Source organism: Flavobacteriales bacterium (assembly GCA_016713875.1).
Lineage (GTDB): Bacteria > Bacteroidota > Bacteroidia > Flavobacteriales_F > PHOS-HE28 > PHOS-HE28.
This window is the reverse complement of sequence record JADJOI010000003.1, coordinates 3,861,092-3,877,501: the sequence shown is the minus strand read 5'-3', so window position 1 is coordinate 3,877,501 and position 16,410 is coordinate 3,861,092. Positions and strand designations below refer to the sequence as shown.

Genomic DNA, 16,410 nt, shown 5'->3' with positions numbered 1-16,410 from the left:
GGGGAAGGGGGTGAGGGGATGCGTATCGAAGGTATGGGAAAGTGGCGCACCCGATCTGGCCGATCTCACATCGTGGTGCGTTGCTTTGCATGCGAACCGCCCACCGCACCGGGAACGGCATGCGATCCATCCTCGCCCCCCTCTCCTGGCCCACCGCCGCCGTGCTCCGGCTGCGCCATGCGCTCTATGATTCCGGCCTGCTGCGGAGCACACGCCCCGCCGTGCCCACCATCGCCATCGGCAACCTCGCCCTGGGGGGGACGGGCAAGACGCCCATGCTGGAACTGGTGCTGCGCACGCTGCACGATCGGCGGCCGCTGGCCACCCTGAGCCGGGGCTATGGCCGGTCGGGGACGGACATCCACGAGGTGGCGGTCGGCGACACCGCGGAACGCAGCGGCGACGAGCCCCTCCAGGTGAAGCGGAAGTTCCCCGACGTCCGGGTGTTCGTGGGCGCGGACCGGGTGGCGGCCATCGCGCACATCGAACAGGCGGTACCCGCCGTCAAGGGCGTGGTGCTGGACGACGCCCTACAGCACCGCCGCCTGAACGCGGGGCTCAACATCCTGCTCACCACCGCCCATCGACCCTATTGCGACGATGCGCTGGTGCCGGCAGGGACCCTGCGCGACCTGCGGTGCAGGGCGCGGGCCGCACAGCTCGTGGTGGTGACCAAATGCGCGGAACCGCCTTCGGCGGAGGAACAGGCCCGTTGGCGCGAGCGCCTCCACCTGCGGTCGGACCAGGAGCTGTTCTTCGCAGGCATCACCTACGAGCCGCCGCGGTCGTTGGACGGGCAGCCTTTGGACCGCGCCCCCGGGCAGCGGACCGGGGCGTTGGTGGTCACCGGCATCGCCCACCCGGAGCCCTTCGTGGAGCATGTGCGGACCTTGTTCGGGCCGGTGGAGCACAAGGGGTTCCCCGACCACCACGCGTTCACCCCCGGCGACCTGGCCCTGCTGGCACGTCGATTCGATACCTTCGCGCCCGCTCCGAACCTGCTGATCACCACGGAAAAGGACGCCGCCCGGCTGAGGCCGCTGATCCCCGGCGGACCCCTTCAAGAACTTCCCGTGGCCACGATCGGCATGCGGACCGTGATCCTGAACGAACCCGAACGCTTCGCCGAGCTGCTCCGCCGCCATGTTGGACCGCATCCAGCGCATCGCTGACCATCTGAAGAAGGCCACCGGCGGCTTCGTGCCGGAGACCGGGATCATCCTGGGCACCGGCCTCAGCGGCCTGGGGCGCGAGATCCAGGTGGCGCACAGCATCCCGTACGGCGAGATCCCCGAGTTCCCGGTGAGCACGGTGCAGGGCCATCCCGGCCGCCTGCTCTTCGGCACCCTTGGCGGCCGACCCGTGGTGGCCATGCAGGGCCGCTTCCACTTCTACGAAGGCTGGAGCATGGCCGAGGTGGTGCTGCCGGTGCGGGTGTTCAAACTGCTCGGCGTCCGTCGGCTCTTCGTCAGCAACGCCTGCGGCGGGGTGAACCCCGACTTCGAAGTGGGCGACCTGATGGTGCTGAACGACCACATCTGCCTGTTCCCCAATCCCCTCATCGGGCCCAACCTGGATGCGCTAGGCACGCGCTTCCCGGACATGAGCGAACCGTACGACCACGGCCTGATCGCCCAGGCCAGGGCCATCGCCGAAGCGCACGGCATCGCGCTGCGGGAGGGCTGTTACGTGGGCCTCACCGGCCCCACGCTGGAGACCCCGGCCGAGTACCACTACGTGCGGGTGATCGGGGGCGATGCGGTGGGCATGAGCACCGTGCCGGAGGTGATCGCCGCCCGCCATATGGGCCTGCCCTGCTTCGCCATGAGCGTGATCACCGACATGGGCGTGAAGGGCCGCATCGAGAAGACCACCCACGAAATGGTGCAGCGTGTGGCGGAGAAGGCCGAGCCAAGCCTCACCTTGATCATGCGGGAACTCGTGGCATCATGCTGAACGCGCTAAAGGCCCATGGCCGCCAGCTAACAGCCAGCGGCCTCTTCCTGGTGCTCCTGCCGCTCGTGCGCGCCCAGGACAGCCTGAACGTGACCCAGGTCTATCGGTGGTACGATGCCGGTATTCCCGGGACCACCGCCTACGACAACGCGTACAACGCCGTTTGGGGTTACGCACGCGACGGAAGAGAGTACGCGATCATCGGCAGCACGATGGGCACGCACATCATCGATGTGACGCCTGGCGATATCCAAGGCCTGTTGCACTTCATCCCCGGCAACGATGATGGCCCCGCCATCATCCACCGCGAGTACAAGACCTACCGCGACCGGTTGTACGCCGTGACCGACGAAGGCCAGGGTACCCTCCAGATCATCGACCTACGTGACCTGCCAGGAGCCGCGCCGGTCCTATACAATGACAACGACCTTTTTTCCAGGGCGCACACGCTCTGGATCGACACCGCCAACGCGCGGCTCTACACGCACTATGGCAATACGGACTTCGCCATCTGGTCCCTGGCCGACCCCGACGCCCCGACCCTGTTGCTCAAACCGGAGTTCTCCGTGCCTTGGTGGAACAGTGTGGGCGGCGTGCATGACGCGTATACCGTGGACAACATCTGCTACACCAACGACGTGGACGGGATGCACATCATCGACTTCACGGATGTAGGCAACCCGCAGCTGCTCGGATCGCTGAACTCCACGGAATACCCGCAACCCGGCTACAACCACAGCGGTTGGTTGCACGACAACGGATGGCTGTACGTGATGGCGGATGAAACGCATGGCACGGACCTGAAGCTCTTCGACGTGAGCGACCCTACGGACATCCAGTTCATCGACACCATCGGACCGGACCGAGGCCCAGGAAGCATCACCCACAACCCGTGTTTCCAAGGCGACCTACTGCACGTGGCCTGGTATGAGGATGGCTACTGGCTTTGGAACGTGTCCGATCCACAGAACACCCAATTACTGGGTTGGTATGACATGCACCCGGAGCCCTACAGTTTCAGCTACAAAGGGGCCTGGGGCGTGTATCCCTACCTGCCGAGCGGTCAGGTGTTGATCAGCGAGATGCAGCATGGGCTGTTCGTACTGGATATCTCCCAGGCTGTCGGCATGGCCGGCGAACGTGCTGCGCCCGGATCCGGATTGATCGCCTTTCCGAACCCATCCACGGAGTCGGTGGTGCTGCGCGTGCCCGCAGCCCTGCCCGGTCCCTGGACCGTCACCTGTACCGATGCGACCGGTCGGGCGGTAGAGGTGCATGCCGAGCGCACCTCCGCGCACGAAGTGTGGGTCAACACGCGGAACTTCGCCCCCGGATCGTATGTGGTGGACTTGGGGAACGGGACGGAGCGCCACACGACCACCTTGATGATCGCACACGAATGAGCGCTTGGCACGGGAAGCATGCACTGATCGCCGGCAGCTGATGGACCGCAAGGACGCTTTCACCGGTGCCCCGCACTGGAGCGAACGCTACGAGCTCGTGGTGGGCCTGGAGGTGCACGCCCAGCTGCTCACGGCGAGCAAGGCGTACAGCAGCGATGCCAATGCCTACGGCGACCATCCCAATACCAACGTGAGCGTGGTGACCCTGGGGCATCCGGGCACCCTGCCGGTGCTCAACCGCGCCGTGGTGGACCATGCCATCCGCATGGGGCTCGCCACCGGATGCACCATCGCGGAGCGCATGCACTTCGCCCGCAAGAACTACTTCTACCCCGACCTGCCCAAGGGCTACCAGATCACCCAGGACACCACGCCGATCTGCACCCTGGGCCATGTGATGATCCCGGTGGAAGGCGGCGAGAAACGCATCGGCATCACCCGGATCCACATGGAGGAGGACGCCGGCAAGAGCATCCACGACGTGGACCCGTTCAACACCCTGGTGGACCTGAACCGCGCGGGGGTGCCTCTGGTGGAGATCGTGAGCGAACCCGACATCCGCAGCGCGCAGGAGGCCTACGACTACCTGGTGGAGATCCGCCGGTTGGTGCGCTACCTGGACATCTGCGACGGCAACATGGAGGAGGGCAGCCTGCGGTGCGACGCCAACATCAGCGTGCGGCCCAAGGGCAGCGACCGTTTCGGCACGCGCTGCGAAGTGAAGAACCTCAACAGCTTCCGCCATGTGATGAAGGCCATCGAGCACGAGGCCCAGCGGCAGAGCGAGGTGCTGGACGCCGACGGCACCATCCACATGGAGACGCGCACCTTCGACGCGGCCAAGGGCATCACCGCCGGATTGCGCAGCAAGGAGCTCGCCCACGACTACCGCTACTTCCCCGAGCCCGACCTGGCCCCGCTGCGGGTGACCCAGGAACACCGCGACCGGGTGCGCGGGTCCATGCCTCCGCTACCCCGCGAGCTGCGGGCCCGCTACACCGGAGCGCTCGGGCTCAGCGTCTACGATGCCGGTGTGCTCACGGACGACAAGGCCACCGCGCTCTACTTCGAGGGTGTGCTGGCCACCTGCCCCAACACCAAGGCCGCGGCCAACTGGATGATGGGCGATGTGCGCGCCTGGTGCAACGCCCAAGGCCGCAGCATGGAGGAGTTCCCCCTGCCGCCCGCCCGCATCGCCGAGCTCATCGCCCTGATCGACGGCGGCCACGTGAGCCACAGCACGGCCTCCCAGCGCCTCTTCCCCCTGATGCTCGAACGGCCGGACGAAGACCCGCGCCGGCTGGCGGAAGCGAACGACCTGCTGCAACAGCGCGACGACAACGCCATGGAGGCCGCCATGCGCGAGGCCATGGACCGCTACCCGGATAAAGTGGAGGCCTACCGCAAAGGCAACAAGGGCCTGCTCGGCCTGTTCATGGGCGAGGTGATGAAGGCCACGAAAGGCAAGGCCGATCCCCGCCTGGCGAACACCGTGGTGCGCGCACTGCTCGACCGGGAACCGACCACCTGACCCACCCAACGTGATGAACCGCATGTTCCGTCATCCCCTCCTTCCGCTCCTCGCCCTTGCCCTGGCCGCCTGTTCCGGCGGCGGAGGCGGCCGCTCCGTCGACCTCGCCATCGAAGGCGGAGGCGGCCGCACCGTGTTCTTCGATCGCTTCGAGAACAACCGACCGGTGCGCGTGGACTCCGTGGTGCTGTCCGCCGATGGCAAGGGCAGCCTGCGCGTGCCGGCGCTTCCGCTGGACTTCTACCGCATCGCGCTCGATGATCGCGACGCGCTGATCGTGGCCCTGGACAGCGCCGAGACGCTGAGGGTGGAGGCCAAGGCCGGTGAGCTCGCCCGCCCGTCGGTGTTGGACGGCTCGAAGCACACCCAGGACCTGCATGCCTTCTATCGAGAGGCCACCGTGCATGAACAGCGCATCGATTCCCTCCGCAAGCTTATGGCCCAGGGCGCCGGCGACAGCACCACCGTGAGCGCCCTGAACGAGGTGAACGAGGCCTACTACACCCTATGCAAGGACGCCATCAATGGGCACCCCGGCTCGCCCCTGCAGCTGAGCGCGGTGAGCAAGCTGAACATCCAGCAGGATATCGACACCTACAAACTGGTCCGCGACCAGCTACGCGGAAGCATGGGACGCTCCGGCTTCTTCACCGCATTCCGTGATCAAGTGGACCGCATGGAGAAGCAGGCCCAGGCGATGAAGCAGCAGGAGGCCGAGATGCAGCGGCTGAGCAACCTGATCCCCGTGGGCGGCATGGCGCCGGAGATCGCGCAACAAACTCCGGACGGGCGGACCGTTAAGCTGAGCGACCTGCGCGGCAAGGTGGTCCTCATCGACTTCTGGGCGAGCTGGTGCAAACCCTGCCGCATGGAGAACCCCAACGTGAAGAAGGTCTACGACCGCTTCCACGGCAAGGGTTTCGAGATCCTCGGTGTGAGCCTCGACCGCACCAAGGAGGCCTGGGTGGCCGCGATCCAGCAGGACGGGCTGCCGTGGAAGCACGTGAGCGACCTCGGCTTCTGGAACAACGCCGCAGCGCAGGAATACGGCGTGAGCAGCATCCCCTTCACCGTGCTGGTGGACCGTGAGGGCAAGGTGATCGACAAGAACCTGCGCGGCGCGATGCTCGAACGCCGCCTCGCGGAGCTCTTCGGCAGTTGAACAGGGCCACCCGCGCATCCGCCATGCGCAACGCATCTCTCCTCCCAGCGTTCGCGCTGTTCTTCTGCGCTTACGGCCAGGTCCCGTTCCAGCAACGCGTCGACCATGCGATCACGGTCCGCTTGGACGACCAGGAACATGTCCTGCACGGACTGGCACGCTTCGCCTACCACAACAACAGCCCCGTCGCCCTCGACACGCTGTGGGTGCACCTCTGGCCGAACGCATACGCCGACCGGCACACGGCACTGTGCCAACAACTGGACGCGGCCGGCGAGCTCGACCTCCATTTCGCGCGCGCCGAGGACCGTGGCGGCATCGACAGCCTCGATTTCCGCTCGGAGGGCCGGGCGCTGGCCTGGGGCCATCATCCGCAGCATGCGGACATCGGCTGGATCAAGCTGCCCACGCCCCTGGCCGGCGGCCGCTCCATCACCGTGGACACCCCGTTCCGGGTGAAGGTCCCCGACGGGCGGTTCTCGCGCCTGGGCCACACCGGCCAGGCCTATCACATCACCCAGTGGTATCCCAAACCGGCGGTGTTCGACCAGGAGGGCTGGCATGCCATGCCCTACCTCACCCAAGGCGAGTTCTTCGCCGACTTCGGCCGATACGAGGTCTCCATCACCCTGCCCTCGAACTACATCGTCGGCGCCACAGGCCTGCTCCAGGACGCGGACGAGAACCGGTGGTTGGATTCCCTGGCCGCACGTCCGGCCCCGGAGCGCAGGAGCCCGAAGGGTGCCGTGCCCTTCCCGCCCTCAGCCCACACGTGGAAGACACTGCGATTCGTTCAGGACAGCGTACATGACTTCGCGTGGTTCGCGGACAAGCGGTTCGTGGTGCGCAAAGGCGAGGTCCTGCTTCCGACCAGCGGCCGCACCGTCACCACCTGGGCGCTCTCCACACCCCGCAACGCGGCGCTCTGGGAGAACGCCGTGACCGACATCCAGGAGGCGCTGCTGCACTACAGCCGGGCCGTGGGAGACTATCCGTATGCGGCGTGCACCGCGGTGGACGGCACCATCAGCGCGGGCGGCGGCATGGAATACCCGATGATCACCATCATCGGCAACATGAGCAGCGCCGAAAGCCTGGATAACGTGATCGCCCATGAGGTGGGGCACAACTGGTTCCAAGGCATCCTAGCCAGCAACGAACGCGAGCACCCCTGGCTCGATGAAGGCATGAACAGCTACCTGGAGCTGCGCTACATGCGAGCCCGTTACCCCCGTCCCGAAAGTGCGTTCGGCATCCCCGGTGAAGCACGGCTCATGCGACATCACACCGATCCGCATCGCGCCCGGAACGAGCTCGCGATGCGCCTGAACACCCGGCGCGACCAGGACCAGGCCGCATCCCTGCCTTCCTCGCGCTTCTCGTCGACCAACTACGGCACCATGGTGTACATGCGGACCGCGTTGGTGATGGACCAGCTGGAGGCGTTCCTCGGCACCGCCCTCATGGACCGCTGCCTGCACGCCTACTTCGATGCGTGGAGCTTCAGGCACCCCGGGCCAGCGGACCTGCGCGCGGTGTTCGAAGAGGTGAGCGGCAAGGAACTAGGCTGGGCCTTTGACGAACTGCTGGGTTCGACGCGCAAAGCGGACGTGCGGGCGCGCCGCCTCAAGGACGGGGTGCTCCGCTACGCCATCCGGGGCGGATCGCACATGCCCTTCCCGGTGACCGACCCCGGCGATCAGGTACACAGGACGCTCTGGGTGGAGCCGGACAGCACACGACAGGTAAGGCTGCCCTGGCCCGATGTGGACCGCGTCCGCATCGACGCCGTGGAACGCACGCTGGATATCGACCGCCGCAACAATGGCGTGCGCGCGCACGGGCTCTTCCGCCGATGGACCGCTCCGCGGCTGGCGCCCCTCGTGGGCCTCGAGCGCGAGGACCGACGCAGCACATGGCTGAGCCCCGCGCTGGCGTGGAACGCCCACGACGGGTTCATGGCCGGCATCGCCCTGCACAACGCCACCTTCCCCATGCAGCGCGTGGAATGGGGTCTTGCACCGCTGTACGGCTTCCGCAGCGAACGGCCCGTGGGTGGAGCCAGGCTCTTCTGGCACCACGACCGGCTGACGCACGGTCCTGTGGGCAACATCCATGTGGGCCTCACCGCCCAAAGCGCCTCGCTCTTCGTGGACGCGCCATTGGAACGCTGGTACCTGCGGTTGTCGCCCCAGCTCACCGTGGACCTGCGCAGCGATCCCGGCCGGCGACAGGCGGCGCACAGTGTGGGCTACCGGGCCGTGATGCTCCGCGAGACCCTCAGCGGCATGCAGGGCGACACGCTCAGGATCGACCGGACCAACGAGGACATCTACCACGAGCTGAGCTACCGGCTCCAAGGCCGCGCGCCCCTCCTGCCCCGATCGCTCCGCCTTGACGTGCAGCACCACGCCGCGTTCACCCGGCTGGCGCTGGAGGCGCGACAGGCCTTCGTGTACGATACCCGGAAGCACCGCGTGGCCTTCCGGCTCTTCGTCGGCCAGTTCCTGCGCACCGACGACCGGCTGATGCAACGGCAGATGGGCTGGCGCCTGCACTGGGGCTCCAGCGACATGACCTTCGACCACCTCTTCATGGACCGGCAGGACGTGGGCCGCAACACCGCCCAGCAGATGGCCAAGGACCAGGGGGCCTTCCGGGTACCCACCGCACAGGGCACCTCGGACAGCTGGATCGCCGCGCTGAACATGGAGGCGGACATGCCCTTCATCCTCCCCCTGAGCGTGTACGCCAGTGCCGGTGCGGCACCCTACACGCAGGTGACCTCATCGGGCCGAACGGAGAAATGGCGCATGCACGCCGAAGCCGGGATCGGCATCCGCATCGTGCGCGACGTGGCCGAGGTGTGGCTGCCGCTGGTCTTCACGCGCGAGATCGCCGATGAGCTGGAGCTGCGCGGGGTGGACTTCGCGGAACGCATCCGTTTCGTGCTGGCGCTGGAGAAGCTCAACCCCTTCGAGCTCATCCGGGCCATCCGGCCATGAGCACTCACCAAGGGCCGCGAGAGCCCTCGACCATGCGCATCCACTTGCACCAACCGATCATCCCTGCGGCGATCTTCGCACACGGATGAAGCCCGGCCAAAGGATCCACTTCCTGAGCGACTTCCACCTCGGTGTGCCCGACGCGGCCTCCAGCCTGGCCCGGGAGAAGCGCATCTGCGCCTTCCTGGATGAAGCGGCGAAGGATGCCGCGGAGATCCACCTCCTGGGCGACCTGTTCGATTTCTGGTTCGAATGGCGGAAGGCCGTGCCCCGGGGGCACGTGCGGCTGCTGGGTAAAATGGCCGATCTGACCGACCGGGGCATCCCCATGCACCTGCACCTCGGCAACCACGACATGTGGATCTTCGACTATGTGCCCGGTGAAACAGGAGTGACCGTGCATCGCGAGCCCATCGTGCGCACCTGGAGCGGAAAGCGCTTTCTCATCGGACACGGCGACGGGCTCGGCCCGGGTGACCACGGCTACAAGTTCCTGAAGGGCGTGTTCCGAAACCAGGTGTGCCAATGGCTCTTCGCCCGGCTGCACCCCAACTTCGCCCTGTGGCTGGGTGACTTCTGGAGCGGCCGGAGCCGGCTGAAGAGCTACGAGAACGATCGGCGCTGGCTCGGTGAGGACAAGGAATGGCTCGTGCAGTACTGCCGCGAACGGCTGCGGACCGAGCACTTCGACCACATGATCTTCGGCCACCGCCACCTGCCGATCGACATGGAGGTGGCCCACGGTACGCGCTATGTGAACCTCGGTGACTGGATCAGCCACTTCACCTACGCCACCTTCGACGGCCAGGAGCTGGCGCTGAAGAAGCGGTCCGGTGACGGGCCGCTGAGCGCGGATATGCGGATCACGGGCGGGCCGGCGGTCTAGGAGGGACGGTCCGCCACGGATCCACGGGACCGCGCATCGCACCACCCACGCAAGCGGCCCGGCCTATTTTACACGGCCCCCCAGTTTCACCACCAGGTCCACCAGCCGGGAGCTGTATCCGTATTCGTTGTCGTACCAGCCCATCACCTTCACCATGTTGCCCACCACGCTGGTGAGCTGCGCGTCGAAGATGCAGCTGTGCGGATCGCCCACGATGTCCACGCTCACGATCGGGTCCTCGGTGTAGCGAAGGATCCCCTTGAGCCGGCCACCGGCCATCTGCCTGAAGTAGGCGTTGATCTCGTCGGCCTGCTTGAGGTCGCGCACGATGCAGGTGATGTCCGTGATCGACCCGTCCGGCACAGGCACCCGGATGCCACCGCCCCCCAGGCGGCCATCCAGCTCGGGGAAGATGCGTGTGATGGCCTTGGCCGCCCCGGTGGTGGTGGGGATCATGCTCACCGCCGCCGCGCGGGCCCGCCGCAGGTCCTTGTGCGGCGCATCGTGAAGCCGCTGGTCGCCTGTGTAGCTGTGCACCGTGGTGATGAACCCATCCTCGATGTGGCACAGCTCGTGGATGCCCATGATCATGGGTGCCGCGCAGTTGGTGGTGCAGCTGGCGTTGCTGATGATGGGTTCCCCGCCGATCAGGATATGGTCGTTCACGCCCAACACCACGCTCGGTATGTCCGCATCCTTGGCCGGGGCCGATAGGATGACCCGTTCTGCGCCGGCCTTCAGGTGGGCCGAGGCCAGCTCCCGTGTCAGGAAGTGCCCGGTGCTCTCGATCACCACATCCACCGCCAGTTCGCGCCAGGGCAGTCCGGAAGGGTCCTTGGCCGCGAAGGCCCTGATGGCCCTTCCTCCCAGGTGCAGGTGGTCCTCGTCATGGCCTACCGGATCGGCACTGACGCCATGCACCGAGTCGTACTTGTACAGATGGGCCAGGGTGCGTGTGTCCGTGAGGTCGTTCACGGCGACGAGCTCCAAATCGTTCCGCTGCAACAACAGCCGTGCGGTTACGCGGCCGATGCGGCCGAACCCATTAATGGCGACGCGGACTGGCTTCATGGTCATGTGGAAGGTCGGGACGGATCACAAAAGAAAGGCCCCGGACTGGTTCGTCCGGGGCCTTCCATCACGGTCCGGGTCAGGATCAGCGGGAGACCACCAGGCGTCCGGTGCGTTTCACGGAACCCGAGCGAAGCTCGACCACGTAGGTGCCGGTGGCGAGGTCGGTCACCCCGATCTCGATCCGGTTGCGGCCTTGGCCGAAGCTGGCGGCGCGCTGAGTGCGGACCGCACGACCGTTGAGGTCGAAGACCGTGATGACCACCTCGCGCCGCTCGGCCAGGTCGAACACCACCGTGGTCTGCACCTGGGCGGGGTTGGGGAAGAAGCTGAGGTCGCCGATGACCGCGCTGCCCCCGGCCACACCCGGACGGTCCGCCACCGAGAGGAAAGTCTCGCTGCGGAAGGCGCCGCGCCCATGGGTTCCGGCATAGATCACGCCCTGATTGGTGAGGTAGTCCGGACCATACGGGTTCGTGTTCCAAGTCCAGCGCTGCTGGCGCACCTGGAACGTCGGCACCTTGTCGAGCCCGGTGTTCTCAAAGGTCCAGGTCGTGCCCCCATCATCCGTGGCCATCACACCGAACTCCGTACCGACGACGAAGATGTCGGGGTTCTCGTAGTGGATCAACCCGTCATACACGGGCATTCCCACCAGCTCCGCAGGCATGTTCCACTTGTTCGTCACCGCAGGTGTGCCACCGATCCCGGTGATCAAACGCACCTTCTGCGAGCCGCCGTAGCCGCCTTGGGTGACCAGCAGTCGATCGGGGTCGTTCGGGTCGGCGCTGAGCCCGGTCACTGGAGCACCGCTGGTCATCAACGTCACAGGCGCGGAAAGCTGCAGGTCGGTCCCGAGCTCCGCGTCGGCCTGGTCGAGCGAGTAGGCATTGTTGAAGCCTTCCACCATGAACACCTCTCCATCGAGCGTGCCCCAGAACAGGCGGTCGCCGTCGGCGGACCACTCCAGCACGTTCACATTTCCACCGGCGTTGTTGGCCACCTTCCACCACTGCGGATTCTCGATGAACTGGCAGGCATCACGGGTCACCCAAACGCCCTGCGCCCCGGAGAACCCGACGGCGAAGAGGGTCTGCACACGGTCCTGCAACCGAAGCTCCTCGTTCGGGAGCACCATGCTCTGCGTGATGGTGTGGTATTGGTCGATCTGGGGCATCCGGCCCTTGTAGGTGATGACCTCGCCGAAGAACAGGGTATCGCCCGTGGTGTTCAACCAGCTCACGCTGTCCTGGCTGTTCACATCGTTCCAGTTCTCGTGAAGCCGGATGTTCGTGTAGAAGTCGCCAAGGCCGTTGCCGCCCAGCTCGCCAGGGGTGCCCAGTGCGAGCACCCGGGCATCGTAGAAATCACCGAAGTTGGTGCCCTCATCCGCTGAACGGGACACCGAGCCGAAGTACACCGTGGAGAACATGATGTTGGGGTCGATCTGGGAGATCTCCACATCGAAGCCGTCGCCACCGTTCACCTCGATCGCTTCCTCGGCGGTGGTGCCGCCGCTGAGGCGGATGTACTGGGTCCCATTGTCCTGGCAACCTCCCATCACTTTCCCCTGGGGCGAGTAAGCCAGCGAGTAGAACTGGGTGATGTTCAGGAAGCGGTTGGCCGCGTAGAACACCCCGCCCTTGTCGGGGCTCACGTAGATGCCACCGTCGCAGGCCACATACGCGGTCTGCCCGTCCGGTGCGAAGGTGATGTCATGCACGTCCGCGTGCACGCAGTTGAAACACCCGGGGAAGTCGAAGGCCAAGGCCAGCTGCACCGGCTGCGCATTGAGGCTGGTGGTCCACAGCGAAACACCGCCCAGCCAGATCCTGTCCGGCTCGCCGGGCACCACCGCAAGCACATTGTCGTACCCACCCTGGCTGTTGTCGCCGAAGATGTCCAGCTCGGGTACACCGGTGGTGCCAAAGCCCGGGGGCCAGATGCGGAGCCAATTGAAGCCTTTGTCCGTGGTGGCCCAGACCCCGTTCATCTGACCACCCCCGGTGGCGATCATGCAATAGAGGTAGTTGTTGTCGTCCGGGGAGATGGCGAATTCCATGCGGCCGATCTGGCTGTTGGGGAATCCGTTGTTGCCCAAGGTCATCTGCTCGAAGGACCCACCGCCATCACGGCTGAGCCAGCAAGCGCTTCCGATCTGGCAGATGATGACCGAACCATCCGCGCTCACCTCCAAGGCCCGGCACAAAGACTCAGGGGGTTGAGGTGCCGAGACCAGGCTGTTGTCGCTCTCATCATATAACGCCAAGCCATTCCCGTACGCCACCCACAGCTTGGTGGGTTCGGTGGGATGTGCCACGATCTTGTCCACAGTGGCCCAGTCATCGCTCGCGTTCCAATTGGACGTGGTGCCGAAGACCTGGGTGAAGCTCGCCCCACCGTCCGTGCTCATGAACAGGCCATCGCCGATGAAGCCACTGCCGCCGGATCCGGACGTGCCCTCTGGCGTTGCTCCAGTACCCACGTACAAATGACCGTTGCCAAGGATGGCGATCGAACTGATGCAGAGGTTCTCGTTGAACGCGCCCAACTTCTCCCACGTGTTGGCCCCATTGGTCGACTTGTAAAGCCCGCCGGAGACGCCACCACACCAGATGACCTGGGGGTTGGACGGATCGACGAGCACGGAACGGATGCGGCCGCCCACGTTATCCGGACCCATCTCCACCCACTCCAGACCGACGCTCTTGGGGCCGCCATAGGCATTGACCGCAGCCTCCATGGCGATGCGATCAGCAGGTTCGATGCGGCCGGTGGTCAGGTTCCCCCGGATCTTGGCCATGTAGTCCAGCATGCCAGGCGCACTGGCGGCCGGACCTCCTTCCGTGCGCGGAGCATAGCGGAGGCCCTGTTCGCCGATCCAGATGGCGCCGACGGCGATGGCGGCGGTGGTGGTGGCCAGAAGGCCGTTGCGTACTGCTCGGGTCATGGGAGTGGTCGGGATGGCCGGTTAAGGTTCGTTGACGAAGGAACACAAAGATAGTCGGCGGGGTTCCCTCCCCATCCCTGTCCAGGTCACAATTCCGTCGATCGTATACCGGTCCGGGCTACCCCACGTGGCGCTCCGCGTGATAGCTGGACCGCACCAGTGGTCCGCTCTCCACGAAACGGAAGCCCTTGGCAAGCCCCGATTCCCTGAACTGGGCGAACCGATCGGGGTGAACGAACTCCTGCACGTCCAGATGCGCCTTCGTGGGCTGTAGGTACTGCCCGATGGTCATCACATCGGTGCCCACGGCACGCAGATCGTCCATCGTCTCCAGCACCTCCTGGTCGGTCTCACCCAGGCCGAGCATGATGCCGCTCTTTGTCCGAAGACCCGCCCGCTTGGCCCGCATCAGAACCTCCAGGCTGCGGTCGTAGCGCGCTTGGACGCGCACCTGTTTCGTGAGACGCCGCACGGTCTCCAGATTGTGCGAGAGCACGTCCGGCGCGGCATCGAGCACCACGGCCAGGTCCTGCCAGCGCCCTTTGAAGTCAGGGATCAGGGTCTCCATGGTCGTGCCCGGGGACCGACGTCGGACGGCCCGGATGGTGCGCGCCCAGGTATCCGCCCCGCCATCCTCAAGGTCGTCCCGGTCAACGCTGGTGATCACACAGTGCTTCACACCCATCAATTCCACGCTGCGGGCCACGCGCGCAGGCTCGAAGGGATCCACCGGTTCAGGACGGCCGGTGGCCACGGCGCAGAAACCGCAGCTCCGCGTGCACACGTTGCCCAGGATCATGAAGGTGGCCGTACCCTCTCCCCAGCACTCGCCCATGTTGGGGCAGTTGCCGCTCTGGCAGATGGTGTGCAGCTTGTGCTCGCTGACGATGGTCCTGACCTTGCGGTAGCTCTCGCCCGTCGGCAGTTTCACACGGAGCCACTCAGGCCTTCGGGCTGGGCGGACGGCCGTCTGTTCCTCCTCCATGTTCATCGCACGTACTTCTTCCCGAACTGGACGCTGATGTACAGCTCCAGGAAGACCTGCTTGTTCTGCACCCCGTCCAGGTCGGCCATGATCGGCAACCGTTCCGGGAACGCATCGATGGTGCCGCCCACCTCCAGGGCCTTGATGCCAGCGGCCGATCCCGAGTGCTCGAAGTTCAGGCCGAAGCGGGCGAAGCCACCCACCCTGAACTTCGACTCCTCGATGCCCTTGAACCAGGAGGCCCGCCCGAAGATGTCGTCCGGATAGTGCACCTCCGGATCGTAGCGCTCCACGGCGATGGTCTCGTACGGCAGACTCGGCTTGCCGATCTGCAGGTACACCGGCTTCAGCATGGCGATGGAAGGCCCGATACCCCACACGTAGTTCACCTCCACCCCGCTCTTGCGCAGCTTGTCGGTGATCAGCTCCTTGCGGCCCCACGTCGGACGGAAGAGCAGCACGCTGTTCAGCTTACCATAGAAGTAGCCGCGTGCGTCCTCGTAGTACGGGTTGAAGCTCTTGATCTCCTTGGGGTGCTTCATACCCACGATCTCGATGCCGATCATGCGGCGCGAACGCGCCGTGCGGTGTTTGCCATGAAAGAAATTGGCCCCCCAGCCATCGCCGTGGGCCATCAGGCCACCATGCAGCTCCTTCTTGTACAAGATCCGCGTCTCATCGTACACCGTCTGCTGTGCCGCCAGCAGGACCGGCAGCAGCAGGAACGGCAGAAGGATCGCGCGCCACATGGAAGCTGTCAAAGCTACGAAGACAACGCTACCTTGCCGACCTTGGTCCATGAGCACTTCAACCGTCCGATATCTCGGTGAGCTTCGCACCGAGGCCGCCCACACTCGCAGCGGGGCCACCATCATCACCGATGCCCCACCGGACAATCACGGGCGCGGCGAGGCCTTTTCGCCCACCGACCTGTTGAGCACCGCGCTGGCCTGCTGCCTGATGACGGTGATGGGCATCCGGGCACGCGACAAGGGGTATCCGCTGAACGGCCTGTCCGCGAACGTGACCAAGCACATGGTCACTGGACCGCGCCGGGTCTCGAAGATCGAGGTGGACATCCGCTTGGACGGCACCGGACTTGACCCGGCCATGAGGTCGGAGCTGGAGGAGGTGGCGCGAACCTGCCCGGTGGCGCTCAGCCTGCGGGAGGACCTCGTTCAGGTCCTTCGGTTCTCTTACTATTGAGGGATGAACACGAAAGCCCGGACCAAAGGGCCGGGCTCGAGGCGTGTGCAGAAAGGATCAGGCAGGCCGTTCAGCCTTCACCTGATGCGTCTTGGAGTAGGCCGGACAGCTGTGGCTTGAACCGCAGGAGCTGAAAAGCATTGCGCCCACCACCACAACAGCCAGTACCAAAAGCACCTTTTTCATCGTTGTGCGTTCGTTTACTACGTTCCTTGGACGCAGGTAGAACGTTCCAGGTCGCCCAAAGTTATCGCG

General features: G+C 65.5%; 12 protein-coding genes. 8 read left to right on the top strand and 4 right to left on the bottom strand.

All coding sequences use genetic code 11. The features are described 5' to 3' along the window. Positions 1–89 precede the first annotated feature (89 nt). The 7 genes from lpxK to IPJ87_18050 all read left to right on the top strand — a co-directional run bounded on the left by lpxK (position 90) and on the right by IPJ87_18050 (position 9,943). Positions 90–1,172, top strand: coding sequence for a tetraacyldisaccharide 4'-kinase (lpxK, locus tag IPJ87_18080; GenBank protein ID MBK7943755.1), 1,083 nt, complete (start codon positions 90–92; stop codon positions 1,170–1,172). Continuing rightward, positions 1,144–1,956, top strand: a complete 813-nt coding sequence (locus IPJ87_18075) for a purine-nucleoside phosphorylase (GenBank protein MBK7943754.1) — start codon at positions 1,144–1,146, stop codon at positions 1,954–1,956. The genes lpxK and IPJ87_18075 overlap by 29 nt, the downstream gene beginning before the upstream one ends. Then, positions 1,950–3,359: a choice-of-anchor B family protein gene (locus IPJ87_18070; protein ID MBK7943753.1), complete on the top strand. Its 1,410-nt coding sequence runs from the start codon at positions 1,950–1,952 to the stop codon at positions 3,357–3,359. Before IPJ87_18075 ends, IPJ87_18070 begins: the two co-directional genes overlap by 7 nt. Before the next feature lie 40 nt (positions 3,360–3,399). Continuing rightward, on the top strand, positions 3,400–4,890 hold the full coding sequence (gene gatB / locus IPJ87_18065) for an Asp-tRNA(Asn)/Glu-tRNA(Gln) amidotransferase subunit GatB (GenBank protein MBK7943752.1): 1,491 nt from the start codon (positions 3,400–3,402) through the stop codon (positions 4,888–4,890). 13 nt (positions 4,891–4,903) lie between these two features. Continuing rightward, the gene (locus tag IPJ87_18060; GenBank protein MBK7943751.1) at positions 4,904–6,052 is read left to right on the top strand and encodes a TlpA family protein disulfide reductase; all 1,149 of its coding nucleotides are present in this window, start codon (positions 4,904–4,906) and stop codon (positions 6,050–6,052) included. 23 nt (positions 6,053–6,075) lie between these two features. Then, entirely contained in the window at positions 6,076–9,057 is a 2,982-nt protein-coding gene (locus IPJ87_18055; protein MBK7943750.1) for a M1 family metallopeptidase, read from the top strand. Positions 9,058–9,142: 85 nt separating this feature from the next. Next, entirely contained in the window at positions 9,143–9,943 is an 801-nt protein-coding gene (locus tag IPJ87_18050) for a UDP-2,3-diacylglucosamine diphosphatase (protein MBK7943749.1), read from the top strand. Positions 9,944–10,006: 63 nt separating this feature from the next. On the opposite strand, the gene gap is transcribed toward IPJ87_18050, so the two are convergent. From gap to IPJ87_18030, 4 genes are all read right to left on the bottom strand, one after another. After that, a complete protein-coding gene (gene gap / locus IPJ87_18045) occupies positions 10,007–11,014 on the bottom strand; it encodes a type I glyceraldehyde-3-phosphate dehydrogenase (GenBank protein ID MBK7943748.1) in 1,008 nt (335 codons plus the stop codon). A gap of 85 nt (positions 11,015–11,099) precedes the next feature. Beyond that, a complete protein-coding gene (locus IPJ87_18040; GenBank protein MBK7943747.1) occupies positions 11,100–13,964 on the bottom strand; it encodes a T9SS type A sorting domain-containing protein in 2,865 nt (954 codons plus the stop codon). Positions 13,965–14,082: 118 nt separating this feature from the next. Then, complete coding sequence (gene lipA, locus IPJ87_18035) at positions 14,083–14,955, bottom strand: lipoyl synthase (GenBank protein MBK7943746.1); 873 nt, start codon at positions 14,953–14,955, stop codon at positions 14,083–14,085. Beyond that, positions 14,952–15,698 (bottom strand): hypothetical protein, encoded by a 747-nt coding sequence (locus IPJ87_18030; GenBank protein MBK7943745.1) that lies wholly within the window; start codon positions 15,696–15,698, stop codon positions 14,952–14,954. Before IPJ87_18030 ends, lipA begins: the two co-directional genes overlap by 4 nt. Before the next feature lie 49 nt (positions 15,699–15,747). On the opposite strand from IPJ87_18030, the gene IPJ87_18025 reads away from it, so the two are divergent. Further along, entirely contained in the window at positions 15,748–16,155 is a 408-nt protein-coding gene (locus IPJ87_18025) for an OsmC family protein (protein MBK7943744.1), read from the top strand. The last annotated feature ends 255 nt before the right edge of the window (positions 16,156–16,410 follow it).

Bases quoted from the DNA above. Each gene is read 5' to 3' on its own strand.
- lpxK (MBK7943755.1), top strand. From the start codon at position 90: ATGCGAACCGCCCACCGCACCGGGAACGGCATGCGATCCATCCTCGCC.
- IPJ87_18075 (MBK7943754.1), top strand. From the start codon at position 1,144: ATGTTGGACCGCATCCAGCGCATCGCTGACCATCTGAAGAAGGCCACC.
- IPJ87_18070 (MBK7943753.1), top strand. From the start codon at position 1,950: ATGCTGAACGCGCTAAAGGCCCATGGCCGCCAGCTAACAGCCAGCGGC.
- gatB (MBK7943752.1), top strand. From the start codon at position 3,400: ATGGACCGCAAGGACGCTTTCACCGGTGCCCCGCACTGGAGCGAACGC.
- IPJ87_18060 (MBK7943751.1), top strand. From the start codon at position 4,904: ATGAACCGCATGTTCCGTCATCCCCTCCTTCCGCTCCTCGCCCTTGCC.
- IPJ87_18055 (MBK7943750.1), top strand. From the start codon at position 6,076: ATGCGCAACGCATCTCTCCTCCCAGCGTTCGCGCTGTTCTTCTGCGCT.
- IPJ87_18050 (MBK7943749.1), top strand. From the start codon at position 9,143: ATGAAGCCCGGCCAAAGGATCCACTTCCTGAGCGACTTCCACCTCGGT.
- gap (MBK7943748.1), bottom strand. From the start codon at position 11,014: ATGAAGCCAGTCCGCGTCGCCATTAATGGGTTCGGCCGCATCGGCCGC.
- IPJ87_18040 (MBK7943747.1), bottom strand. From the start codon at position 13,964: ATGACCCGAGCAGTACGCAACGGCCTTCTGGCCACCACCACCGCCGCC.
- lipA (MBK7943746.1), bottom strand. From the start codon at position 14,955: ATGAACATGGAGGAGGAACAGACGGCCGTCCGCCCAGCCCGAAGGCCT.
- IPJ87_18030 (MBK7943745.1), bottom strand. From the start codon at position 15,698: ATGTGGCGCGCGATCCTTCTGCCGTTCCTGCTGCTGCCGGTCCTGCTG.
- IPJ87_18025 (MBK7943744.1), top strand. From the start codon at position 15,748: ATGAGCACTTCAACCGTCCGATATCTCGGTGAGCTTCGCACCGAGGCC.